Origin of the sequence: Pseudomonas sp. TWI923 (genome assembly GCF_039673365.1) — a bacterium.
GTDB lineage: Bacteria > Pseudomonadota > Gammaproteobacteria > Pseudomonadales > Pseudomonadaceae > Aquipseudomonas > Aquipseudomonas sichuanensis.
Genome location: NZ_JBDJLM010000007.1, coordinates 1 through 21,821, shown reverse-complemented (window position 1 = coordinate 21,821; position 21,821 = coordinate 1). Strand labels below are relative to the sequence as shown.

Below are 21,821 nucleotides of genomic sequence, written 5' to 3'. Positions count from 1 at the left end.
GCACAGTGCTGGTGGGAGCGGGTTTACCCGCGAACGAGCGCGACGCGCTCGCGAAGGCCTCAATGCACCGGCAATCGCAGGTATTTCATGCTGTATTCGCTTCAAGCTCTGCGCGCATTCGCCGCCTGGGTGGTGGTCTGCCACCACTTCCGGCAAATCTTCTTCGACTTCCACGCCAGCGGCCCGATCGGCCAGTTGCTCGCCGAGCGCGGTGCGGTGGGGGTGGATATCTTCTTCGTGATCAGCGGGCTGGTGATTTACCTGTCCACCCGCGACAAGGACATCGCCCCCGGCCAGTTCCTGCTCAACCGCGCCCTGCGCATCGTCCCGGCCTACTGGTTCTACACCCTGTTGATGGCCGTATTGATGCTGATCGCCAGCCGCTGGATGCCACACCAGGTCTTCGAGTGGCAGCACCTTTTGTTGTCGCTGCTGTTCATCCCGGCTGAGAACCCCGGTGGCTATGGCCTTTACCCCACGCTCAACGTCGGCTGGACGCTGAACTTCGAGATGTTCTTCTACCTGCTGTTCGGCCTGGCCTTCCTGGTGCGCCAGCGCCATCACCTGTTGCTGGTGACGGCGGCGCTGCTGCTGGTCAGCGAAGTGCTCGGCCGCCTGGGTGTGCTCAGCCGTTTCTACAACAACGACATCGTCTATGAATTCCTACTGGGCATCGGCCTGGGGGTGCTGTACCGGCGCGGGCTGATCCGCGAGGGGCTATGGCTGCCATTGGGGCTGCTGGCGCTGGCGGGCTTCGCGCTCTATCACCTGGACGCCTCGCAGCGCCTGCTGCACTGGGGCCTGCCCAGCGCGCTGGTGGTGCTGGCGTTCATTGCCCTGGAGCCGTACTTCAAAGGCAACCGGCTGCTCAAGATGCTGGGCGATTGCTCCTACTCGGTGTACCTGATCCATGTGCTGGTGCTTTACGCTGGCTTGTTCGCCAGCCAGCGGCTGCGCCTGAACCCGTACCTGGTATTCGCCCTGTGCGTGCCGTCAATCGGACTAATGTCGTGGTTCAGCTATCACTGGCTGGAACGTGGCCTGTACGGGCGGCTCAAGGCCTGGTTGGCGGCTCCCGCGGCCGCGGAACCCGCGCTGGCGCTATCCCGAGTCAAATACTAGGACTTTGTTCGGGGCACGGGTTGGCGTACACTGCCGGCAAGTCTGTGAGGAACTTCCATGAGCGCTATAACTATTACCGACGCCGCCCATGATTACCTGGCCGATCTGCTCTCCAAGCAGAACACGCCGGGGATCGGCATCCGTATTTTCATCACCCAGCCGGGCACCCAGTACGCTGAAACCTGCATCGCCTACTGCAAGCCAGGCGAAGAAAAACCCGACGACGAGCCGGTGGGCCTGAAGAGCTTCACCGCTTACCTTGACGCCGTCAGCGTGCCGTTTCTCGAAGACGCGCTGGTCGACTATGCCACCGACCGCATGGGCGGCCAGCTGACCATCAAGGCCCCTAACGCCAAGGTGCCGATGGTCAACGAAGACAGCCCGATCAACGAGCGGATCAACTACTACCTGCAGACCGAGATCAACCCGGGCCTGGCCAGCCACGGCGGTGCCGTGAGTCTGGTCGACGTGGTCGATGACGGCATTGCCGTGCTGCAGTTCGGCGGTGGTTGCCAGGGTTGCGGCCAGGCCGACGTGACGCTCAAGGAAGGCATCGAGCGCACCCTGCTTGAGCGCATTCCGGAGCTCAAGGGTGTGCGTGACGTGACTGACCACAGTCAGAAAGAAAACGCCTACTACTAAGGGGTTTCTTCCTATCGCGGGGCCAGCCCCCGCCCACCCAACTTTACATTTTGGAAGGATGGGTGGGTGGGGGGGTGACCCCCCCTTGAGGCAGCCCCCCCCGCTAGTTACCTGTTGCTCAGGTTGCGTGGGAGCGGGCTTGCCCCGCGATTGCGTCAGCCCCGCCAGCCACAACGACTGAACAAGGATGCTCGGCATGTACCGCACCCTGCCCGCCCTCATTGCCCTGATGCTTTCGACTCAAGCCCTGGGCGCCTACCTGCCCCCTGGTAGCAGTGAGGCCGACTACCGTCAGGCCGTCGCCACTCTCGACGTGGTCGAGCCACAGCTGATGGGGATGGTCCATCAACTCGTCAAAGGCACCCCCTCCCAGGATCTGGAACCGCGCCTTGGCCAACTGCGTGGCCAATGGACGCCGGCGCTGCAACAGCTCCAGCGCGCAGCCGATGCAGGCCATGCCGTGGCCCAATATCGAATGGCGCTTTACTTGTTCGCCTATCAGGCAGGTGACATCGAGCTCAACGACCCCACCCAGTGCGCACTGCTGACCAAGAGCCTGGAGCAAGGCTTCGCGCCAGCTGCTGGGCGTATGGCCAACCTCTGTATTGGCTATGTCGACGGGCCGGCCTACGCGCCAGCCTTGAACAAGGCACTTTCCGACTTTTCCCAGTTCACAGCCTATTACCCGCAGCCAACGGTGACGCTGGAGTGTGCCAAGCCGAACCCTCAAGACATCCAGTTGCAATGGGGCGATGCGACGGCCTACCAGGCCGAGCTCTACCGTCTGCTCGGCTTTGCCAGTGATCGACGCAGCCCGCTGCGCCGCGAGTTCTGGCAGAAGGCAATCGATATCAATGGTTGCCCCGCGGTCGCCAGGCGTATGGACAGGTTGCAGAACTGAAGTCGCAGCTAGCAATAAACTGTTACCAATTCAACCCCTGCGACAACAGGCCGCATCCCGGAAATCAAGGGCTTGCGGCCGATCAGGCCTAGGTCGGGTGGATGGCCAAGGGGTGGCATGACAGAATGCCCCGGTTTTCTGGCCGACCCACCCCAAGGGCCGGCACCTTCCCTGTAAAGGATGGTTCCATGACTGATCTGTTGACCCGGCGCGCGGTAGTCGCCGGGATGGGCGTACTGGGGCTTGGCCTGTTGGCGGGTTGCAACCCGGCCCGCGGCCTGGATTTCAAGTACGGCAAGAACATGAGCAACGAGATCCTCGGGCGCAAATTCAAGCTCAAGGACACCCAGGGCAACGAACGCTCCCTGTCGAGCTTCTACGGCAGCATGCCGATGATCTTCTTCGGCTTCACCCAGTGCCCGGCAGTTTGCCCGACCGCGCTGGCGCGTATCGCGCAGATCCGCAAGATGCTCCGGGGCCGTGACCTCGAACTGTTCCAGCCAGTGCTCATCACCCTGGACCCGGAACGCGACACTCCCGAAGTGCTCGATGCCTACGTCAAGGCGTTCGACCCGTCGATCATCGCCCTGACCGGCACCCCCGAGGAAATCGCCGAAGTGGCCCGGGAGTTCAAGGTGTTCTACGAAAAAGTCCCGGTCGGCGACACCTATACCGTCTCTCACTCGTCCACCAGCTACGTCTACGATACCCGTGGCACCCTGCGCCTGAGCCTCGGCCATTCCCTCAACGCCAAGGAATGCACCGAAGACCTGCTCACCCTGATGGAGATCTGCTGAATGTCGATGCAACCGATCAAACGCACCCTGGCTGCCCTGGCCCTGTTCGGCCTGGCCCTGCCGGCCTTCGCCCAGACCACCGTGAGCGACGCCTGGGTACGCGCCAGCGTGCCGCACCAGCAGTCCACCGGTGCCTTCATGACCCTCACCGCCAGCAGCGACAGCAAACTGGTGAGCGTGGCATCGCCCGTCGCCAAGACCGTGCAGGTGCACGAAATGACCATGAACGGCGACGTGATGGGCATGCGTGAGGTCAAGGCGGTCGAACTGCCGGCCGGCAAGCCGGTCACCCTCGACCCGAATGGCCTGCATGTGATGCTGATGGGCCTGAACCAGCAGGTAAAGGATGGTGAGCAGGTGCCACTGACCCTGACCATCGAGGATGCCAAGGGCGCCAAGGAAACCCTGCAGGTGCAGGCAACGGTGCGTCCGCTCACTGCCGAGGCGGGCGGCGGTCATGATCATATGCACATGAAGCACTGACCCAGTTGGGGCCGCTTATGCGGCCCTCACTTTTTCAGCCAGGTGTACAGGCTCCTGCGATTTGCGTTCAGCTACGGAAGCGCGGCAGCGGGCGTTCGATACTCAGTGACGTCAGCGTCTTGCGCACCTGCGCTTCGTCGGCTTCCAGCGCCTTGAGGCTTGCGCGGATCTTGCCGGCGGCAGGCACGTCGCCCTGGCGATCGATCCAGTCGGCGATTTCCTTGCAGGCGCTGCTCAAGTTGGCCTGGCGCTGGGTCATCAGCGACAGCAGATTGGTGATTTCACGTTCGGACATGGCGGGATCCTCCGTTCAGCCCCTTGAGTGTAGCAGTGGCCTGCCAGGCTGCCTGGGGTGGATTGCCGCACGCCGTCAGGGGGTAAGGCAGGCCTGGCGGTAAGCGCCCGGGGTGACGCCATAGGCCTGTTTGAACTGTCGGCTGAGGTGGCTCTGGTCGGCAAACCCCAGGTTGAAGGCGACTTCCAGGGCCGGCAGGCCGCTGCGCAGCAACTCACGGGCACGAGTCAAGCGGCGCTGCTTGAGCCAGGCATGGGGCGGCAGGCCAGTGGCCTGGCGGAACACTCGGGCGAAGTGGAAGGGCGAGAGGTTCACCGCCGCCGCCAGGGACTCCAGCGACGGTGGGTCGGCCAGCTGGCTTTCCAGCAACTCGCGGGCGCGGGCTACCGCCAATGGCTCATGGCCGGGGGCGGCGGGCTCGGCGCAATGGCCATGGCGCTGCACCAGCGCCAATACCGCTTGGCGCCAGGCAGTCTGTTGTTCGAGGGCGCTGGCACCGGCCTCCGAACGCTGGTTCAGCTGGCTGAAAGCCGCGGCCAGTGCCGGGTCCTGGATCACGCTGGCCTTGAACAGCGGCATGCCGTGGCGGCCCAGCTCCAGCTCGTCGAGCACCCCGGTGACCCGCGCACATTCGGGGTAGAACCCACGGTAGCGCCAACCGGCCTCATGGGCGGTGGCGCCGGTGTGCAGCTCGTCGGGGTTGATCAACACCATGCTGCCCACCGGCGCCAGGTGCTCGCTGCCACGGTGCCAGAAGCGCTGGGCGCCAGACTCGATCACCGTGAACACGTAGCCTTCGTGCACATGCGGGGCAAAGCGCTGCTGGAAGTAGCGGGCGTGCAGCATCTCGACGTCGCCCAGCGCCGGTGCTTGCCAAAGGTGGGTCTGTTCGCGTTGGGGCGTGGTCATGCCAGCCAGCTGCGCAGCAGGAAGAAAATCAGCATGCTCGCCAGCATGCTCAGCAATACGCTGCGGGTCAACAGCACCAGGGTGATGGCCACCAGCGCGCCGAGCAGGTAGGGGTTGAGCGGGTTCAGATCGAGCTGGTGCCCAGGCAGGAAGATGATCGGCCCGCAGATTGCCGTGAGCATGCCGGGCACGGCAAAACCGAGGAACTGCCGGGCGTTGGAGCTCAACCGCAAGGGCAGGCGCGGTTCCAGAAAGGCATAACGGTTGAGGAACACCACCGCCCCCATGGCGAAGATCAGCAGCCAGATCATGGGCGGCCTCCGGAGAATTTCTGACAGATGAAGCCCGCGGCCATGCCCAGCAGGCCGGCCGCCACCAGCGCGGTCTCCCAGTGCCAGAAGCTGAACAGCACCGAGCAGAACAGCGACACCGCCACGCACACCACCGTGGGCAGGTTGCGCACCAGCGGCGCGATCAGCGCGACAAAGGTGGCGACGATGGAGAAGTCCAGGCCCAACTGATCCAGGTGCGGGATGTTCTGGCCGAGGATGATGCCGGCCAGGGTAAACAGGTTCCACGCCACGTAGAAGGTAAGGCCCACCCCCAGGGCGTACCAGCGGTTGAACTGCTGCTGGTCGTGGTGGCTGGTCAGGGCGAAGAACTCATCGGTGAGCAGGAACCCCAACCCCAGCCGCCAGCGCGTCGGTAACCCCGACAGCACGGGCCGCATCGACAGCCCGTAAAGCAGGTGTTGTGAGGTCAGCAGCAGCGTGGTGAGCAGGATCGAGAACAGGTTGGCGCCGCCCTTGAGCATGCCGATCGCCACCAGTTGCGCGGCACCGGCGAAGACAATGGCCGATAACCCCTGGCCTTGCCAGGCACTGAGGTTGGCTTCGATGGCCATGGAACCGGCGAGCAGCCCCCAGGGGGCGACGGCCAGTGACAGCGGCAGGATGGCGATGGCGCCATGGACGAAAGCCTGGCGGGCTCGGGTGGGGTTGGGCATGGGGCACGACAACGAATCGACAGGGTGGGCCAGCATGCCAGAGGTGTCGCCCGCTGGCTTGAACGTTCTTGCTGGTTTGCCGACGAGGGCTTAGCGATTGCTCAAGTGTTGTTGCGCCGTCGCGCAGCCATTGATTTCCACTGCCTTCTGTAGCAAGGCCTGGCGCCGCACCGGGTCGAGGTCACTGAGCAGGCGGAACACTTCTGCCTGGTAGTCGCGCTGGCGCCCCCACTGCAACGCCAGGCCTTGTGGCCGGCTGCGGCTGCAGGCCAGGCGCGTGGCCGGCTGCGGGTAGTAGGGCGCATACAGGGTGGCCATACGGGGGATCGACTCCAGCGCCTCGCGGTAGGCAGGGCTGCTGTTGTACGGCCGACACCAACGGGCGATGGCCAGTGCAGGCGGGGCAAAACCTTGCTTGAGGCTGGCTTCCAGCAGTGGGCAGGCAGCATCCGGGATCTGCGTGGTCGGCAGGAAGGTGATGTAGTACAGCGCCAGGCGGTACTGCGCGACCGGGTGATCGAGCGCCACTGATTTCTTCAATAGCGCCACCGCTGTGGGTAGGGTGCGGGCCATGGCCTGGCCCTGGCGGCTGAGTTCGGGGTCGCTTGCAACGGTACGCAACGGGCTGGCGCTGTCGTCTGCCACGTCCGCCTGCTCCAGTAACGGCAAGGCCTGGCGGTAGAGCAGGTCAGCATGCGGGTCGATGCTCACCTCCAACGCCTGGGCAGCGAACGTCGTCAGCAGCAGCGGCAGACAGGCCACGCGCAGGGCGCTAAGCCCCAGACGCGGGTAGACGGCTTGAATGGTCATGGCAGGTGCGGGTGTGCCTCAGGCGAATCAGGTGCGACGACAGCGTATTCTAGCCATCCTCGTACGCTTGCCGGAAGTCCGGGAAACCCCTATCAGCTCTGCTTGGCCGGCGGCATCCTGCGTTGCGCGTGTTTTTCCTGGGCCAGGCCCAGCTTGGCGGTGATCACCTTGGCCAGGGCATTGTTGCCTTGATCGTTGAAGTGCAGGCGATCGACGAACAGGTCTTCGGCAAAAGCCGGCGAGCTGCTGAGCATGCAGTTCATGTCGTAGCAAGGGACCGGCTCGGCCTGGCTTCTGATGCGTCGAAAGAACGTCGAGTGCAGTTGGCGGTCGTAGCTGTCACCGAGCAGGCGATCGAAGTTCGTCGGTTGCTTCGCCAGCTTGGCCAGCATCGATTGTTCGCCGGCGGGCAATGTCTCGCGGCACCAGGGCAGCAGCGGCTGGAGGATGAAGGTCAGGCTGGTATGGTCGTCTGCCAGCAGACGCTCCCATTGGCGCAAGGTACGGCCGATGCTGTCGGCGGCGCGGGCCAGGCGTTTGTCTGCGGGCGACAATGCATCGAGCGTCGGCCATTGCGGCGCCTGGCGAGGCGCAACGGCATGCCGTAGCTGCTGCCACAATGATGCGCGGCGCGCCGGCGCGGTGTCCTGCACCCCCTCGTTGAAGCGATTGAGAAACGCCAGGTGGGCCTGCGAGTGCTGCGGGTCGTGGGCAGCGGCGAGTACCTCGACCAGTGCCTCCTGGGCGAGGGTGTTCAAGCCGCTGAGTACCACCACATGGCCGAGCTGGCCAAAGCGGTGCTGATGGGTGAGGAACAGCAGCAGTTCCTGTGTGGCGTTGAGCCCGCATCCGGCCAGGCTTAGCCAGGTCTCGCCGGTCAGCAGCGACAGATTGGACGCCACCGTATGTTCATCGGAGCTGGCACCGACTCCCAGCGCGGTGGAGCCCCCCACCAGCAGGTTGATGCGCCCTGCGCCTGCGCACTCGGCCACCGAAAAGCGCTTGCCGGCGCGATGGCTGTAGCGCATCCCCTGTGCGTCGGTGTTGATGGTGCTGGAGCGATAGCCCTGTTCGTGAACGTACAGTGTCTGCGGTGCGCGGCGGCTGCCCAGCTGCAGGAAGCGCTGATAGCTGTCTTGCAACGGCTGCGCAACACCTGTCGTGGGCCTGGCGATCAGGGTCATGGACGCTCCTTGGCGGCGTGCCGCACGGCAGGGCTCAGGCCGCCAGGGCCTTGAGGTTGTAGGCCAGGCCCACGCCGGCGATCAGTAGCAGGGCAACCCCCGAAGCCAGGCTGATCAGGCGGTTGCTGCGCTGCGAGGCGATCTTGCCGATGGCGAAGATGTACAGGCTGAGCACGGCGAAGTCGATGGCGATCCACAGCAGTGACAGCACCACCATGCTTTTGCCGAACGACTCGGTGATCTGGATGAACTGCGGGAAGAACGAGATGAAGAAGATGATGTCCTTGGGATTGGAGATGCCGACCATGAACCCCTGCAGCAGACCGCCGCGGGTGGCCGCTGGCGCTTCGGCTGCGGCCTGCTGTGCTGGTGGGGCCTGCAGGGCTTCGCGCAGGGTGCCCACAGCGATATAGCCGATGAACAGGCAGCCCAGCAGGCTCATGCCGTTGAGCCAGGTTTTGTCGATGGCTGCGCTGGTCATGATGATCCAGGCCGCGACGCCGATCAGCACCAGTGAGGCCCAGTTGGTGCCGATGGCGGTGAACAGGGCCTTGCGCGAGCCAGCGGCGGCGGCGGTGTTGACGATCAGCGCCACCACTGGGCCGGGTGTGGCGATCAGCAGCAGGACGGTGAGGGCGTAGGTGGCGGTCAGTGCGGTATTCACGTTCAGTTCTCGATCAGAGGGTCGGGTGTTGCGTGGGCATGGAACGGGCAGCGGGCCGGGTTCAGCGAGCCGGGCTCCTGCAGTTGGTACTGTTGCCATTCGAAGTTGTCGTGCTGGCCGAAGAAGCCCAGCGAGGCCGGCATCACGCCATCGTTGTAGTGCTGCACCCGCTCGCGGATGCGTGCGCGAATCCGCTGGCCGCTGGCGGTGCTGGCACTGGCTACCTCGTCGAAGCTCTCCCGCGGGTTGATCACCCAGGCAATGTGCCGGCCCAGGTTGCGGCTTTTCATCAGGCGGTGGGCAGGGAAGTTCATGTTGATGAACAGCGGCATGCCGGCGAAGCAGAACGACCACTGGTTGTCGTGCGGGTCTTGTGGCACCTCGCGTGGCCAGGGGCTGGGATCACGGCTGTGCACCTGGCGCAGTACGTCCCAGGCCAGGGCCTGCTGCTGTTGCAGCGAGGTGTCGGCGGCGGTTTGCAGGAACACCAGCAACGGGTTGCCGATGCGCTGCTTGAGCGGTATGGGCTCGATGGTGGCGATGTAGTCGGCAAGGCCCCGGGCGATGTCGTCGGCCAGTTGCTCTGCACGGGCGAAGAGGATGTGGCAGGTGCGCGCATTGACCGCCTTGCGCCCGAACAGGCAAGGGAAGTCAGGGTTGGCGAGGGTTTCCTTGAAGTGTTCTATGGCCTTGTGTGTCCAGTGGTGTGGGTTCTGAACATGTTCATCGGCCAGCTCCAGCGCATCCAGGCGGTAGCAATTTCCATAACCCGTAAACATGATTTCCCCAGATAGTCGCAAATCGGCAGTTAAGGTGGTTTTACCGGCATATCCATACGGTTAACCGCTCTATATTTGTTGTTTCCGGCATTTTCCGAGAAGGGTCATAGGTTGTAAAACGCCTGGAACTATGACCAACTATTAGTCTCGCTCATGCTCTGGAAGCCTCTATGTCGGAACGGATTCAGGCCCTGCACGCCCTGCGTGCCTTCGAGGTTGCCTCGCGCTATGGCTCCTTCACCCGCGCCGCCCAGGAGCTGGCGCTGACCCAGGGCGCGGTCAGCCATCACATCAAGACACTCGAAGCCTTGTTCGGCTGCGACCTGTTCGAGCGGCGCGGCCCCAAGCTGCGCCTGACCGAGCATGGCCGGCTGCTGGCCGAGGAGCTCAAGGTCGGCTTCAAGATCATCGAAAACGCCTGTGCCTTGCTGCGCCAGGACCGCTACGGCCTGCGCCTGAAGGCGCCGTCCACGCTGACGGTACGCTGGCTGCTGCGCGCGCTGGACGGTTTCAAGAAGGTCGACAACAGCTGCGCGGTGCAGCTGTCGAGCGTGTGGATGGACATCGACGCCGTGGACTTCTACTCCGAGCCTTACGACTGCGCCATCCTGCTCGGCAACGGGCGTTTCCCGGCAGACGTCGAGAGCCTGAAGCTGTTCGATGAATGGCTGATCCCGGTCTGCCACCCCGACTACCTGCCCGGGCCCGCCCCGGACCTGGCCGTGCTCGAAGGCTGCGAGCTGCTTCACCCCTCGCCGGACCGGCGCGACTGGCGGCGCTGGCTGGCACGGGTGGATGCGCCGCACATCAGCATCGACCAGGGCCAGGTGTTCGATACCCTCGACCAAGGCATCTCGGCGGCCCAGCAGGGCCTGGGCATTTCGGTGGTCGACCTGGTGCTGGCCAGCGCCGACCTGGCCGCCGGCAACCTGGTCACGCCCTTCCCGCAGGCAGTCGCGACCGGCGACGGCTATTACATGACCTGGCTCAAGTCCAGCCCCAAGGCCCGGCAGATGCACAAGCTGCGCGACTACCTGCTGGCCCGGGTGCCGGCCCTGGCGCACAAGGACATCAGTTACCTGTACGGCTGATCGCGTTGCCGGGGAACGCCCGTTCGAGCATGAAGTCGATGAACACCCGCAACCGCGGCGGCACCTGCCGCCCCGACGGCCACAGCAGGTAGAAGCTGCCGCGCCGTTCGATGAAGTCGTCGAGCACGCTCACCAGGCTGCCGCTGGCCAGCGCGGCGCGCACGCTGAAGTCCGGTAGGCAGGTAATGCCGCGGTGGTTGAGGGCAAAGCAGATGCGCGTCTCGACGTGGTTGCAGACCATCGAGATGGGAATCTCATAGTCCTGCTCGGGGTGTTCGCGGCGCAGCGGCCAGGTTTCCAGCTTGCCACTGCTGGGGAAGCGGTAGTGCAGGCAGCGGTGCCCGGCCAGCTCGCGCGGATGCTCGGGCAGGCCATGCTCGCGCAGGTAGTCGGGGGAGGCCACCAGGCGGTGCTGGAAATGGCCGAGGAACTTGGCGTTCAGGCGCGAATCCAGCGGTTGGCCACCGCGCATCACCACGTCAAAACCCTCGCCGATGATGTCGACCATGCGGTCGCTGAAGTCCAGGTCCAGCTCGATGTCCGGGTAGCGCGCCATGAACTCGGCCAGTGCCGGCATCACCAGCCCGGTCACCTGCGGCAGGCTTACCCGCAGCCGACCGCGTGGGGCGCCGCTGGCCTGCGACAGTTCCTGCTCGGTGGCTTCGATCTCGGCGAGGATGCGCCGGCTGCGCTCGAGAAACAGCGCGCCCTCGGCGGTCAGGGTGATGCTGCGGGTGCTGCGGTGGAACAACCGCACACCCAGGCGGCCCTCCAGGCGCGCCACGCGTTTGCCCACCGCCGAGGCACTGATGCCCAGCGACTGGCCGGCGGCGACGAAGCTGCGGGTTTCGGCAACCCGGTTGAAAACCACGAAACCGCTGAGGCTGTCCATGTCGTGCTCCGATTACGGACGTTGATGTCCTGGGTGAGCGGAATTCTACCCATCTTTTTCCGTAGTGCCTCGGCGCCGCAAGATGCCTGCCTTGATCATTGCCCAGGACACCCCCATGAACCCTGCCTTCACCGCCGTAGAGGCGCCCGCCATCGCCACGCGCCTGCCCTTGAGCGGGCTGCTGGCCCTGGCCCTGACTGGCTTCATCGCCATCCTCAGCGAAACCCTGCCCGCCGGCCTGCTCGACCAGGTGGCCAACGGCATGCACATCAGCCAGGCCATGGCCGGGCAATGGGTCACCGCCTACGCGCTGGGCTCGTTGCTCACCGCCATCCCGCTGGTCACCCTGACCCAAGGCTGGCGGCGGCGCCGGGCGCTGCTGCTGGCCATTGCCGGTTTCATCCTGTTCAACGGCCTGACCGCGCTGTCCAGCGACAATCAGCTGACCTTGCTGCTGCGCTTTCTCACCGGCGCCGCTGCCGGCCTGGCCTGGGGCCTGATCGCCGGGCATGCGCGGCGCATGGTGGCACCGGCACAACAAGGCAAGGCCATGGCCCTGGCCATGCTCGGCCAGCCCATCGCCTTGTCGCTGGGCCTGCCCATCGGCACCTGGCTGGGCGCCTGGCTAGGGTGGCGCGCCGCCTTCGTGGTGGTCACCCTGGCGGCCTTGCTGCTGGTGGCCTGGGTGCTGCGCGCAGTGCCGGACTTCCCCGGCCAGGCCGCCGGCAAGCGCCCGGCTGCGCTGGGCGTGCTGCGTACCCCAGGGGTGGCGCGGGTGCTGCTGGTGATCCTGGCGTGGATCCTCGGCCACAACATCCTCTACACCTACATCGTGCCGCTGCTGGCGGCGGCCGGCATGGGCGCCGATGTCGGCCAGGTGCTGATGACCTTCGGCCTGGCTTCGCTGGCCGGCATCGCCCTGGTCGGGCTTGGCGTCGACCGCCATCTGCGCGGCCTGGTGCTGCTGTGTCTGGCCGGTTTCGCCGTGGCCACGTTGGCCCTGGGCCACACCCAGGGTTCGGCCTGGCTGGTGCATGCCAGCGTGGCCTTGTGGGGGCTGACCTACGGCGGCGCCCCGACCCTGCTGCAGACCGCCTGCGCCGACGCGGCGGGCGAGGGCGGCGATGTGGCGCAGTCGATGCTGGTGACGGTGTGGAACACTGCGATCGCCCTGGGCGGGATCATCGGCGGGCTGCTGTTGACCGGGGTCGGGGTCGGCTCGTTCGGTGGCGTGGTGCTGGTGCTCATCGGGCTGGCCTGGCTGCTGGTGTTTGCCGGGCGCCGCGCCGGATTCGTCGCTGGCGCACGCTGATCGGCCGCTGCAGGGTGTAGAATCGCCCTCCAGCAAACCAAGCAAGGACCACGCAGTGCAGCGCCAACAGGGCTTTGTCCTCACCCGCCATTGGCACGACACCCCCGAAGGTACCTGTGTCGAGTTCTGGCTGGCCACCGACCAGGGCCCACGCCACTTGCGCCTGGCGCCGCAACCGTCGGTGGCGTTCATCCCCGTCGCCCAGGCCGAGCATGCCCGGGTGCTGCTGGCGGGTGAGCAGGGGGTCGAGCTCAAGCCGCTGCAACTGCGTGACTTCGACCAGCGCCCGGTGCTGGGCCTGTACTGCCGCCAGCACCGTCAGTTGATCGCCCTCGACAAGCGCCTGCGCGCTGCCGGCATCGAGGTGTTCGAAGCCGATATCCGTCCGCCCGAGCGCTATCTGATGGAGCGCTTCATCACCGCCCCGGTGCGTTTCGATGGCCGGCCCGATGCCAACGGCACGCTGATCGACGCCCAGCTCAAGCCCGACCCCGACTACCGCCCGCCGCTGCGCCTGGTCTCCCTCGACATCGAGACCAGTGAGCGTGGCGAGCTGTACAGCATCGGCCTGGAAGGCTGCGGCCAGCGCACCGTGTACATGCTGGGCCCGGCCAATGGCGATGCCAGCCAGGTGGATTTCGACCTGCACTACTGCGACGACCGCGCCGGGCTGATCCACTGCCTCAACCAGTGGCTGGCGCGCCACGACCCCGACGCGATCATCGGCTGGAACCTGGTGCAGTTCGACCTGCGCCTGCTGCATGAACACGCCAAGCGGCTGAACGTGCCGCTGTGCCTGGGCCGTGACGGCGCGCCGCTGCACCTGCGCGAGCATGGCAGCCGCAGCCACTTCTTCGCCGAAGCCCCCGGGCGGCTGCTGATCGATGGCATCGAGGCGCTGCGTTCAGCCACCTGGAGTTTCCCCTCGTTCAGCCTGGAGAGCGTTGCCCAGCAGTTGCTCGGCGAGGGCAAGGCCATCAGCACCCCCTACCAGCGCATGGACGAAATCAACCGCCAGTTCGCCGAGGACAAGCCGGCGCTGGCCCGCTACAACCTCAAGGACTGTGAACTGGTCACGCGGATCTTCGCCCACACCCGGCTGCTCGACTTCCTGCTGGAACGCGCCAGCGTCACCGGCCTGCCGGTGGACCGCAGTGGCGGCTCGGTGGCCGCGTTCTGTCATTTGTACATCCCGCCCATGCATCGCCTGGGCTTTGTCGCGCCCAACCTGGGCAGCCGCCCCGACGAAGCCAGCCCTGGCGGCTTCGTCATGGATTCGCGCCCGGGGCTGTACGACTCGGTGCTGGTGCTCGACTACAAGAGCCTGTACCCGTCGATCATCCGCACCTTCCTGATCGACCCGGTGGGCCTGGTCGAGGGCCTGCGCCAGCCGGACGACGCGCACTCGGTCGAGGGTTTTCGGGGCGGACGCTTCTCGCGCAGCGAGCACTGCCTGCCGGCCATCGTCGAGCGCGTGTGGCAAGGGCGCGAGGCCGCCAAGCGCGACGGCAATGCGCCGTTGTCCCAGGCGCTGAAGATCATCATGAACGCCTTCTATGGCGTGCTCGGTTCCAGTGGTTGCCGCTTCTTCGACCCGCGCCTCGCCTCGTCGATCACCATGCGCGGCCACCAGATCATGCGCCAGACCCGGGCCCTGGTGGAGGCGCGGGGCTACGACGTGATCTACGGCGACACCGACTCCACCTTCGTCTGGCTCAAGGGCGCCCATGGCGAGGAGGCCGCGGCGCGCATCGGCCGTGCGCTGGTGGCCGAGGTCAATCAATGGTGGCGCCAGCACCTGGGCGAAACCATGGGGCTGGACAGTGCCCTGGAACTGCAGTTCGAAACCCATTACCGGCGCTTCCTGATGCCCACCATCCGCGGCACCGAAGAGGGCAGCAAGAAGCGCTACGCCGGCCTGGTACAGCGCCAGGATGGCAGCGAGGACGTGGTCTACAAGGGCCTGGAGTCGGTGCGCACCGACTGGTCGCCGCTGGCCCGGCAGTTCCAGCAGACGCTTTACGGCCGGGTGTTCCGTGGGCAGCCGTATCGCGACTACGTGCGCGAAACCGTGCAGCGCCTGCTGGCGGGCGAGGATGACGAACTTCTGGTGTACCGCAAGCGCCTGCGCCGGCCCTTGGCCGATTACCAGCGCAACGTGCCGCCCCATGTGCGCGCCGCGCGCCTGGCCGATGAATACAACGCCCGGCTGGGGCGTCCCAAGCAGTACCAGAACGGCGGCTGGATCAGCTACCTGATCACCACCTCAGGCCCCGAACCTCTGGAGAACCGCCAGTCCCCGATTGACCACCAGCACTACCTGAGCCGTCAGTTGCAGCCGGTGGCCGACGCCATCCTGCCGTTCGTGGGCGATGACTTTGCGGCGCTGACCGGTCAGCAACTGCCGCTGTTCTAGCGCCGCCCTTCGTAGGTGGCCGACTGGACGAACCAGAAGCCCGAGACGATGGACCACACCAGGCTGACGCCGACGAAAATACCCAGCCCTTGCAGGAACCCAACGTTGGACAGGGTGATCAGAGCAACCAGCCAGATCAAGCCCAGGGAAACGTACAGGACGATGCTGTTGACGCTGATGACGAAGGCTTTCACGGGCCTATTCCTTACTGAATGTGAACAAGCAATGCCGCTCCCGAGGCGCGCGCCTGCTATCACAATGCCTCCAGCCATTGGCCCGCGGGCGGTTGGACTATGCTCAGGGTGTCGCACCCCGTTACCGCTCAGACATCGCAAGTTACTTTTGCCCGCGTTGTCCACCGGGTTCGGTGGTTTAGGCTCGCATGTCGGATCTTTCGCCAGGATCTGTAGTCATGAGAATTAACAAGGAGATGCCCATGCTCGTCAGGTCACTGACCCTCGCCACCCTGTTCGCCTTCGCCGTCCCCGCATTGGCCGCCGACAGCGATGCCCCCCTGGCCAAGGAGCAGGGCAAAGCGCGGCCGCTGGTGGTGATTGCGCCCAGCAGCGCCGACCCGACCTTGCGCGGCCTCAACGAGGCCTTGAAAGACCCGGCGGTGCAGGCCGGTTTCAAGGAACGTGGGCTGGTGCTGTACAGCGTCGCCCAGATGATGGGTAAACGTGAGGACAAGAACCTCGAACAGCAGACCACCATGGCCCTGATTCGCGAGCTGCAGCTCGGCGCCAGCAAGGGCACCAAGGTGATCCTGGTGGGCAAGGATGGCGAACGCCACGTCCTCAAGGATGATGAAAGCGGTGAAAAAATCGACCCGCAGGTGATCTTCAAGGCCGTCGACGAACTGCCGGCCAGTGAAAAGGCGGTCACTGCGCCAGAGCCGGTGGCGGTGGCTCCGGCCGAACCCAAGGCCAAGGACAGCAAGCCAGGCAAGCCCGCCAAACCGGCCAAGCCTGCCGAGCCGCCCAAGCCTCTGGACGACTGACCGCTCTGCCACGGCCTTCTGCGCCAGCAGGGGGCCTTTCCTGTATCACTGTGTATCTGCGCCTCATCACGACCGACTGGCATACAAAACGCCGCTCATCGCGATACACCCACGACACACCGCGCCGTTTCAATGGCTCCACTTTCCAACCACAAGTGGAGCGACACCATGAAATCGACCCCCAAGACCCTCAGCCTGCTCGGCGCCACCCTGCTCGGTGGCCTGGTGCTGGGCAACAGTGCGTTTGCCGTTGAACCCTTGAACCAGGGCTACCAGCTGGCAGCGGCCAAGGCCGCCGGTGAAGGCAAATGCGGCGAGGGCAAATGCGGCGGCAGCGGCAAGGCCAGCCAGGCCGAAGGCAAGTGTGGCGCTGACGCGAAGGCCGACAAGGCAGAGGGCAAGTGCGGCGAAGGCAAGTGCGGCGCCGAAGGCAAAGGTAAAGCCTGACCCCCTTGCTGTAGCGTGGCGCCTTGGGGCGCCGCGCGCTTTTCTGGAGGCTGACCCATGAATTCGCAACCTTTGCACACAGGCCTCGGCCTGCGTCGCGGCCTGCTACCTGAGTTACTGGCGATGCCGGCCGGCGCGGTCGATTTTCTCGAATGCGCCCCGGAGAACTGGATCGGGGTCGGCGGTGTTTACGGTCAGGGCCTGGCGCAGCTGGCCGAGCGCTTCGCCATTGCCTGCCACGGCCTGTCATTGTCGCTGGGCGGCACCGCGCCGCTGGACGTCGCCTTTCTCGCCCGCACCCGGCAGTTCCTCGACCGTTACCAGGTGCGCCTGTACAGCGAGCACCTGAGCTACTGCAGTGACGACGGCCATCTCTACGACCTGATGCCTATCCCGTTCACCGACGAGGCCGTGCGACACGTGGCGGCACGTATCCGCCAGGCCCAGGACCTGCTGGGCCGGCGCATTGCGGTCGAGAACATCAGCTATTACGCCGCCCCCTACCAGGCCATGAGCGAACTGCAGTTCATCCGCGCGGTGCTCGACGAGGCCGATTGCGACCTGCTGCTGGACGTCAACAACGTCTTCGTCAATGCCTGCAACCACCGCTATGACGCCCAGGCGTTCCTCGCCGGCATCCCCCGCGAGCGGGTGGTGGGCATGCATGTGGCGGGGCATTACGACGAAGCACCGGACCTCAAGGTCGATACCCATGGCGCCCCGGTCAAGGCGGATGTGTGGGCCTTGTTCGCCAGCGCCTGCCAGCGTTTCGGCGCCCACCCCACGGTGCTCGAGCGCGACTTCAACTACCCGCCGCTGGCCGAGCTGTTGGCCGAGACGGCACACATTCGCGCCCTGCAACAGCGCCACGGAGCACCCTGCCATGCCTGAAACCCTGCGCGAGCAACAGTTCACCCTGGCCCGGCACCTGCGCGACCCGGCCGCCAACCCGCCACCGCCGGATATCGAGGCGCGGCGCCTGAAGGTCTATCGCGAGCTGTTCTACGGCGCTATCGAAAGCCTGCTGGCGGGCAGCTTCCCGGTGTTGCGGCAAACCCTCGGCGAGCAACGCTGGCATGCCCGGGTACACGACTTCTACGCCAACTACCGCAGTCAGACACCGCTGTTCACCGAAATCGCCGAGGCGTTCATCGATTACCTGCAAGGCATCGACCTCGATACGCCCTGGCAGCTGGAACTGGCGCATTACGAATGGGTCGAGGCGCAGCTGTACCTGAGCGATGCGCAAGACCCGCCCCATCACCCCGACGGTGACCTGCTGGCCGGCGAACCCTTGCTGTCCTGTGTGGCCCGCGTGTTGGCCTATCGTTGGCCGGTGGAGCGCATCGGCCCGGACTTCCAGCCGAGCGAAGCGCCCGAGACACCGACCCTGCTGCTGGTGTACCGCGATATCGACCTGCAGGTTCGCTTCGCCCGCCTGGCGCCATTGGCCTGGCAGTTGCTGGTTGGTTTGCCTGGCACTGGAAGGCAACGCCTGCGTGCACTGGGCAAGGATGAAGCGGACGGCCTGGCGCTGCTGGAGCAGTTGCGCGGGCAGGGTGTCATCGTCGGGACCAGGCTTTGAGGCGGCAGCCGGCGCTGGGGCGCGTCTACACCTCGGCCTGCTTGCCCGGCGCCACGGCTTCGGCTTTTTTCGCAGGCTTCAAGCGTGACACCGCGAACAACACCACGGCCAGCCCGATCACCTGGTACAGCGAAATCGCCTCGCCCAGGATCGCCCATGACGCCAGCACCGTCAGTACCGGCCCCAGGTTGCCCACTGCCGCAGTGTGAGTCGGCCCCAGGCGCTGGATTGCCAAGGCCACCCAGTAGATTGGCAGCACCGTGGAAAACAGCGCCATCATTGCCGCATTCCCCCACACCGCCCCAGGCAGCTCGAACAGTGGCGCCACCTCGGCCACCGACAGGTAATGGGCCAGCACCATCAGCGACGAGGCCGTGCCACACAACCCGGCCAGGCGCATCGAGCCCATGCGTTTGAGCATCGCCCCGGTGCCGGCGTAATACAGCGCATAGGTCACCGCGCTGGCAAACACCCACAACGCGCCAAGCACCACCTGGCTGCCCATCCCAGTGACGCTGATGTCGTGGACAAAGGCGACGCCCAGCCCCAGGTAGCACAGGCCCATGGCCGCCAGGGTGCGCAGGGTGGGGCGCTCGCGTTGGGCAACGGCCTGGATCAGCAGCACCAGGGTTGGGTAGGTGAACAGGATCAGCCGCTCCAGCCCGGCGCTGATGTACTGCAAGCCGTAGAAGTCGAACAGGCTCGCCAGGTAATAACCGAACAGCCCGAGCATCGCCACCCGCAGCCCGTCCCCGGGCGTGAGCGCGCTACCGCCTTGCTTGCGGCTGAACCACACAAGCCAGGCGAACAACGGCAAGGACATGGCCATGCGCAGCGCCAGCAGGCTGATCGCATCCACAGGCCCTGCGGCGTAGGCGAGCTTGACGAAGATTGCCTTGAAGCTGAAACCGAGCGCCGCGAGCGCGGCGTAGAGGCTGCCATTGGCAAGGGCGCGGTGGAGCGGGGCGGGCAGGCGGGGCATGGCGGGTCCGTAGCGAAATGAGTACTGGCCAACGATGTGCCGGCCGACAAGCGTTTCGACCATAACCTGTCGCACTCCACAAATCACCCAGCGCCGCACGCAAGCACAGCGAGCCAGTTTGTTGCCACCTGCATTTGCATGCATGAATCGGATGAGTGCCATCATTTGAATGGCAATCCTCCTGTGAAAATCCCTACGAACGCATACAATCCTTCCTCTAGAAACGTAAGGCACAGGCTACCCCGTTCATGGCGTTCGACGCTTCCACCATCCTCACGCTCACCATCGCCCTTGCGGCTGCCGCCGCCCTGTACCTGGCGGTGGAGTGGAGCAGCGTGCGCGAGTCTTCGCTGCTGTGCTGGAGCGCCAGCTTCGCCATCATCAGCGTCGGTTCTTCCCTGGCCCTGCTGCGCACCAGTGGCTACCTGTTCATCGGCGTGTGGTTTGCCAACGGCATGTTGATCAGCGCCCACTGGCTGTTCCTGCTGGGCGTGTCGCATTTCACCGAAACGCGCCTGTCGCGGGCCTGGTATCTGATCATCCCGGCCTGGCTGGCCATGTTGCTGTTGCCGGACTGGCCGCAGTGGTCGAAGACCTTGTTGGTGGTCCAGTCAAGCATGATCGCGCTGCTCACCCTGCAGGCCAGCTGGCTGCTGCGTCCCCATGGCAAATCGTTCAGCGTCGGCGCGGTGCAGCTGCGTTACATCCTGCTGTTCCACGGCCTGTTCTACCTGGCCAAGACCCTGCCGGCACTGCTGCCGGGCACGCTGATCGACCTCAGTGCCTTCCGTGGCCAGATCATCCAGGTCTCCCTGGTGGAAGGCGCGATGGCGATCATGCTGATCGCCCTGTCGATGACCGGCACCGTGCGCTACCGCCGCGAAGAGCGCATCGAGCGCCTGGCCGCGCGCGACCCCCTGACCGCGCTGTACAACCGCCGTGCCCTGGAAGTGCGGGCGCCGGCCCTGTTCAAGGACGTCGCGCCAGAGCGCCCCGGCGCCTTGCTGCTGATCGACATCGACCACTTCAAACTGGTCAACGACCTGCACGGGCATGGCGCCGGCGATCGCCTGTTGATCGCCCTCAGCGAGATGATCCGCGCACTGTTGCCGGAACGGTCGATTGCCGCACGCCTGGGTGGCGACGAGTTCGTGATCCTGCTGGCCGATGCGTCACGGGGGCGCATCGAGGCACTGGCCGGGGCCTTGCGCCAGCAGTTCCAGCACACCGCCGCGCACACCTGCGCTACCCCCGAAGCGGTGACCCTGAGCATCGGTGCCCACCTGTTCGACCGCCCGCCGGCCAGCCTGGCGGCACTGATCGAGCAGGGCGACCGGTTGCTCTATGCGTCCAAGCGTGCCGGGCGCAACAGCTTGCAGTTGATGGATGGATCGCGCAGCACTGTCTGACCTGGCTCAGATCAGGCCATTTTGCAGTGCCTCGATGAAGGCGCTTTCCGCGCGGCTCAGCCGCTGCTCGCGGTTCCACAGCAGGTGAATATCCACATCGGCGATCCCCTCCAGCGGCGGCAGCTTCCACAAAAGCCCCGCCGCCACATCCGCCGCCACCACATGCTCGGGCAGGCAGCCGATGCCAAAACCGGCAATCACCAACCGGCGCACCTCTTCCAGGCTCGGTGACGAGGCAACGATGCGCCCTGCAAAGCCTTGCTGGTCACGGAAGATGGTCAGCGGCGAGAGCATCCCGCCGATCTGATCGCTGGTGAAGCTGACGAAATTCTCCCGCTGCAGGTCGCTCTGGTGCTGGCCGAACAGGGCATGGTGCTTGCCGCAGAAGAACGCGTAGCGCTGGCGCAGGAACAGGCGCTGCTCCAGGCGCGGCTGTGGCCGGCGGTTGAGGCTGAGCCCGGCGGTGGCGGTTTTTTCCTGCAGTGCCGCGACGATGTCCGAGCTGCGCATCACGTCGATCTCCAGTTCCACCCGCGGGTGCTGGCGGTGGAAGTCGGCCAGGCAGTCATCGAGGCGTTCGCTGACGACACGGCTGATCATCAGCAGGCGCACCTTGCCCACCAGTTCGTCCGCCGGTTGCTCCAGCAGGCCGCCGATCTGCGACATCTGCCCGTACACCTCGCCGGCCAGTTCGAACAATTGCTCGCCCACCTCGGTGAGCACGAAGCGCGGCCCACGGCGGGCGATGAGCTGGCGCCCGAGTTGCTCTTCCAAGCGCTTGAGCGCCTGGCTTACTGCCGGTTGCGTCAGGTGCAGGCGGGCGGCGGCGCGGCTGATCGACAGCTCCTGGCCAATTACTCGGAAGGTACGCAGCAGGTTCCAGTCGAGTCGGTCGTTGAGCAGGCGGTCGGGCATGGCGGGCTCTTTATAAGCAGGGTTAATACTTCGAATAATAAATAGAAAATTGACTAATCATAGGGGCGAGCCGAAAAATCGCAGTCATTGAAGCGCAGGCCTGCCAGTTCGGTGTCGCTTGCTTCGCGGGTAAACCCGCTCCCACAGGGTAGGCGCAAGACCTGTGGGAGCGGGTTTACC

The 21,821-nt window shown here is 65.3% G+C and carries 24 protein-coding genes and 1 pseudogene; 13 read left to right on the top strand and 12 right to left on the bottom strand.

The window, feature by feature from the left end; all coding sequences use genetic code 11:
- The first annotated feature begins 87 nt into the window (after positions 1 to 87).
- From ABE459_RS05030 to ABE459_RS05010, 5 genes are all read left to right on the top strand, one after another.
- Positions 88 to 1,122, top strand: coding sequence for an acyltransferase (locus ABE459_RS05030; protein WP_258704586.1), 1,035 nt, complete (start codon positions 88 to 90; stop codon positions 1,120 to 1,122).
- Positions 1,123 to 1,179: 57 nt separating this feature from the next.
- The gene (gene nfuA / locus ABE459_RS05025) at positions 1,180 to 1,764 is read left to right on the top strand and encodes a Fe-S biogenesis protein NfuA (RefSeq protein WP_110996563.1); all 585 of its coding nucleotides are present in this window, start codon (positions 1,180 to 1,182) and stop codon (positions 1,762 to 1,764) included.
- Between the two features lie 196 nt (positions 1,765 to 1,960).
- On the top strand, positions 1,961 to 2,665 hold the full coding sequence (locus ABE459_RS05020) for a hypothetical protein (RefSeq protein ID WP_258704585.1): 705 nt from the start codon (positions 1,961 to 1,963) through the stop codon (positions 2,663 to 2,665).
- Positions 2,666 to 2,853: 188 nt separating this feature from the next.
- The gene (locus tag ABE459_RS05015; protein ID WP_323828963.1) at positions 2,854 to 3,462 is read left to right on the top strand and encodes an SCO family protein; all 609 of its coding nucleotides are present in this window, start codon (positions 2,854 to 2,856) and stop codon (positions 3,460 to 3,462) included.
- Entirely contained in the window at positions 3,463 to 3,945 is a 483-nt protein-coding gene (locus ABE459_RS05010; RefSeq protein WP_110996176.1) for a copper chaperone PCu(A)C, read from the top strand. It begins immediately after the preceding gene.
- 67 nt (positions 3,946 to 4,012) lie between these two features.
- Here ABE459_RS05010 and ABE459_RS05005 read toward each other — a convergent pair whose 3' ends face one another.
- The 8 genes from ABE459_RS05005 to ABE459_RS04970 all read right to left on the bottom strand — a co-directional run bounded on the left by ABE459_RS05005 (position 4,013) and on the right by ABE459_RS04970 (position 9,592).
- Positions 4,013 to 4,240: a hypothetical protein gene (locus tag ABE459_RS05005; RefSeq protein WP_110996175.1), complete on the bottom strand. Its 228-nt coding sequence runs from the start codon at positions 4,238 to 4,240 to the stop codon at positions 4,013 to 4,015.
- Positions 4,241 to 4,315: 75 nt separating this feature from the next.
- The gene (locus ABE459_RS05000) at positions 4,316 to 5,149 is read right to left on the bottom strand and encodes an AraC family transcriptional regulator (RefSeq protein WP_125464546.1); all 834 of its coding nucleotides are present in this window, start codon (positions 5,147 to 5,149) and stop codon (positions 4,316 to 4,318) included.
- A complete protein-coding gene (locus tag ABE459_RS04995) occupies positions 5,146 to 5,460 on the bottom strand; it encodes an AzlD domain-containing protein (protein ID WP_125464545.1) in 315 nt (104 codons plus the stop codon). The genes ABE459_RS05000 and ABE459_RS04995 overlap by 4 nt, the downstream gene beginning before the upstream one ends.
- Positions 5,457 to 6,155, bottom strand: coding sequence for an AzlC family ABC transporter permease (locus tag ABE459_RS04990; RefSeq protein WP_323828967.1), 699 nt, complete (start codon positions 6,153 to 6,155; stop codon positions 5,457 to 5,459). The genes ABE459_RS04995 and ABE459_RS04990 overlap by 4 nt, the downstream gene beginning before the upstream one ends.
- 90 nt (positions 6,156 to 6,245) lie before the next feature.
- Positions 6,246 to 6,965: a sel1 repeat family protein gene (locus ABE459_RS04985; protein WP_323828969.1), complete on the bottom strand. Its 720-nt coding sequence runs from the start codon at positions 6,963 to 6,965 to the stop codon at positions 6,246 to 6,248.
- A 92-nt stretch (positions 6,966 to 7,057) separates the two neighbouring features.
- Entirely contained in the window at positions 7,058 to 8,149 is a 1,092-nt protein-coding gene (locus ABE459_RS04980; protein ID WP_323828971.1) for a hypothetical protein, read from the bottom strand.
- A 34-nt stretch (positions 8,150 to 8,183) separates the two neighbouring features.
- On the bottom strand, positions 8,184 to 8,813 hold the full coding sequence (locus ABE459_RS04975; protein ID WP_125464542.1) for a LysE family translocator: 630 nt from the start codon (positions 8,811 to 8,813) through the stop codon (positions 8,184 to 8,186).
- Positions 8,814 to 8,815: 2 nt separating this feature from the next.
- Complete coding sequence (locus tag ABE459_RS04970; protein ID WP_125464541.1) at positions 8,816 to 9,592, bottom strand: YqcI/YcgG family protein; 777 nt, start codon at positions 9,590 to 9,592, stop codon at positions 8,816 to 8,818.
- A gap of 170 nt (positions 9,593 to 9,762) precedes the next feature.
- On the opposite strand from ABE459_RS04970, the gene ABE459_RS04965 reads away from it, so the two are divergent.
- Positions 9,763 to 10,683 carry a LysR substrate-binding domain-containing protein gene (locus ABE459_RS04965; protein WP_110996170.1) on the top strand — a complete coding sequence of 307 codons (921 nt, stop codon included), beginning with the start codon at positions 9,763 to 9,765 and terminating at the stop codon, positions 10,681 to 10,683.
- Here ABE459_RS04965 and ABE459_RS04960 read toward each other — a convergent pair.
- The gene (locus tag ABE459_RS04960; RefSeq protein WP_323828973.1) at positions 10,664 to 11,575 is read right to left on the bottom strand and encodes a LysR family transcriptional regulator; all 912 of its coding nucleotides are present in this window, start codon (positions 11,573 to 11,575) and stop codon (positions 10,664 to 10,666) included. The genes ABE459_RS04965 and ABE459_RS04960 overlap by 20 nt on opposite strands.
- A gap of 115 nt (positions 11,576 to 11,690) precedes the next feature.
- Here ABE459_RS04960 and ABE459_RS04955 point away from each other — a divergent pair, with 115 nt between their 5' ends.
- A complete protein-coding gene (locus tag ABE459_RS04955; RefSeq protein WP_323828975.1) occupies positions 11,691 to 12,887 on the top strand; it encodes an MFS transporter in 1,197 nt (398 codons plus the stop codon).
- 55 nt (positions 12,888 to 12,942) lie between these two features.
- Positions 12,943 to 15,303: a DNA polymerase II gene (locus ABE459_RS04950; RefSeq protein WP_125464538.1), complete on the top strand. Its 2,361-nt coding sequence runs from the start codon at positions 12,943 to 12,945 to the stop codon at positions 15,301 to 15,303.
- On the opposite strand, the gene ABE459_RS04945 is transcribed toward ABE459_RS04950, so the two are convergent.
- Positions 15,300 to 15,497, bottom strand: a complete 198-nt coding sequence (locus ABE459_RS04945) for a hypothetical protein (protein ID WP_323828977.1) — start codon at positions 15,495 to 15,497, stop codon at positions 15,300 to 15,302. The genes ABE459_RS04950 and ABE459_RS04945 overlap by 4 nt on opposite strands.
- 242 nt (positions 15,498 to 15,739) lie before the next feature.
- Between ABE459_RS04945 and ABE459_RS04940 the strand changes: the two genes are divergently transcribed.
- From ABE459_RS04940 to ABE459_RS04925, 4 genes and pseudogenes are all read left to right on the top strand, one after another.
- Positions 15,740 to 16,303, top strand: coding sequence for a DUF4174 domain-containing protein (locus ABE459_RS04940; RefSeq protein WP_125464537.1), 564 nt, complete (start codon positions 15,740 to 15,742; stop codon positions 16,301 to 16,303).
- Positions 16,304 to 16,471: 168 nt separating this feature from the next.
- Positions 16,472 to 16,738 (top strand): annotated as a pseudogene (locus tag ABE459_RS04935) (hypothetical protein); the annotation flags it as partial.
- 69 nt (positions 16,739 to 16,807) lie between these two features.
- On the top strand, positions 16,808 to 17,641 hold the full coding sequence (locus ABE459_RS04930; protein ID WP_258704580.1) for a DUF692 domain-containing protein: 834 nt from the start codon (positions 16,808 to 16,810) through the stop codon (positions 17,639 to 17,641).
- Complete coding sequence (locus ABE459_RS04925; protein WP_323828981.1) at positions 17,634 to 18,335, top strand: putative DNA-binding domain-containing protein; 702 nt, start codon at positions 17,634 to 17,636, stop codon at positions 18,333 to 18,335. Before ABE459_RS04930 ends, ABE459_RS04925 begins: the two co-directional genes overlap by 8 nt.
- Before the next feature lie 25 nt (positions 18,336 to 18,360).
- Here the strand turns inward: ABE459_RS04925 and ABE459_RS04920 are convergent, their stop codons facing one another.
- Positions 18,361 to 19,317, bottom strand: coding sequence for a DMT family transporter (locus tag ABE459_RS04920; protein WP_323828983.1), 957 nt, complete (start codon positions 19,315 to 19,317; stop codon positions 18,361 to 18,363).
- 248 nt (positions 19,318 to 19,565) lie between these two features.
- Between ABE459_RS04920 and ABE459_RS04915 the strand changes: the two genes are divergently transcribed.
- Complete coding sequence (locus tag ABE459_RS04915; protein WP_323828985.1) at positions 19,566 to 20,726, top strand: GGDEF domain-containing protein; 1,161 nt, start codon at positions 19,566 to 19,568, stop codon at positions 20,724 to 20,726.
- 6 nt (positions 20,727 to 20,732) lie between these two features.
- Here ABE459_RS04915 and ABE459_RS04910 read toward each other — a convergent pair whose 3' ends face one another.
- Positions 20,733 to 21,641, bottom strand: coding sequence for a LysR family transcriptional regulator (locus ABE459_RS04910; RefSeq protein WP_125859111.1), 909 nt, complete (start codon positions 21,639 to 21,641; stop codon positions 20,733 to 20,735).
- Positions 21,642 to 21,821: the final 180 nt, after the last annotated feature.

Bases quoted from the DNA above. Each gene is read 5' to 3' on its own strand.
- ABE459_RS04920 (WP_323828983.1), bottom strand. From the start codon at position 19,317: ATGCCCCGCCTGCCCGCCCCGCTCCACCGCGCCCTTGCCAATGGCAGC.
- ABE459_RS04960 (WP_323828973.1), bottom strand. From the start codon at position 11,575: ATGGACAGCCTCAGCGGTTTCGTGGTTTTCAACCGGGTTGCCGAAACC.
- ABE459_RS05010 (WP_110996176.1), top strand. From the start codon at position 3,463: ATGTCGATGCAACCGATCAAACGCACCCTGGCTGCCCTGGCCCTGTTC.
- ABE459_RS04995 (WP_125464545.1), bottom strand. From the start codon at position 5,460: ATGATCTGGCTGCTGATCTTCGCCATGGGGGCGGTGGTGTTCCTCAAC.
- ABE459_RS05000 (WP_125464546.1), bottom strand. From the start codon at position 5,149: ATGACCACGCCCCAACGCGAACAGACCCACCTTTGGCAAGCACCGGCG.
- ABE459_RS04925 (WP_323828981.1), top strand. From the start codon at position 17,634: ATGCCTGAAACCCTGCGCGAGCAACAGTTCACCCTGGCCCGGCACCTG.
- ABE459_RS05030 (WP_258704586.1), top strand. From the start codon at position 88: ATGCTGTATTCGCTTCAAGCTCTGCGCGCATTCGCCGCCTGGGTGGTG.
- ABE459_RS04915 (WP_323828985.1), top strand. From the start codon at position 19,566: ATGGCGTTCGACGCTTCCACCATCCTCACGCTCACCATCGCCCTTGCG.
- nfuA (WP_110996563.1), top strand. From the start codon at position 1,180: ATGAGCGCTATAACTATTACCGACGCCGCCCATGATTACCTGGCCGAT.
- ABE459_RS04980 (WP_323828971.1), bottom strand. From the start codon at position 8,149: ATGACCCTGATCGCCAGGCCCACGACAGGTGTTGCGCAGCCGTTGCAA.
- ABE459_RS04985 (WP_323828969.1), bottom strand. From the start codon at position 6,965: ATGACCATTCAAGCCGTCTACCCGCGTCTGGGGCTTAGCGCCCTGCGC.
- ABE459_RS04955 (WP_323828975.1), top strand. From the start codon at position 11,691: ATGAACCCTGCCTTCACCGCCGTAGAGGCGCCCGCCATCGCCACGCGC.
- ABE459_RS04990 (WP_323828967.1), bottom strand. From the start codon at position 6,155: ATGCCCAACCCCACCCGAGCCCGCCAGGCTTTCGTCCATGGCGCCATC.
- ABE459_RS05020 (WP_258704585.1), top strand. From the start codon at position 1,961: ATGTACCGCACCCTGCCCGCCCTCATTGCCCTGATGCTTTCGACTCAA.
- ABE459_RS04965 (WP_110996170.1), top strand. From the start codon at position 9,763: ATGTCGGAACGGATTCAGGCCCTGCACGCCCTGCGTGCCTTCGAGGTT.
- ABE459_RS04940 (WP_125464537.1), top strand. From the start codon at position 15,740: ATGCTCGTCAGGTCACTGACCCTCGCCACCCTGTTCGCCTTCGCCGTC.
- ABE459_RS04910 (WP_125859111.1), bottom strand. From the start codon at position 21,641: ATGCCCGACCGCCTGCTCAACGACCGACTCGACTGGAACCTGCTGCGT.
- ABE459_RS04970 (WP_125464541.1), bottom strand. From the start codon at position 9,592: ATGTTTACGGGTTATGGAAATTGCTACCGCCTGGATGCGCTGGAGCTG.
- ABE459_RS05005 (WP_110996175.1), bottom strand. From the start codon at position 4,240: ATGTCCGAACGTGAAATCACCAATCTGCTGTCGCTGATGACCCAGCGC.
- ABE459_RS04930 (WP_258704580.1), top strand. From the start codon at position 16,808: ATGAATTCGCAACCTTTGCACACAGGCCTCGGCCTGCGTCGCGGCCTG.
- ABE459_RS05015 (WP_323828963.1), top strand. From the start codon at position 2,854: ATGACTGATCTGTTGACCCGGCGCGCGGTAGTCGCCGGGATGGGCGTA.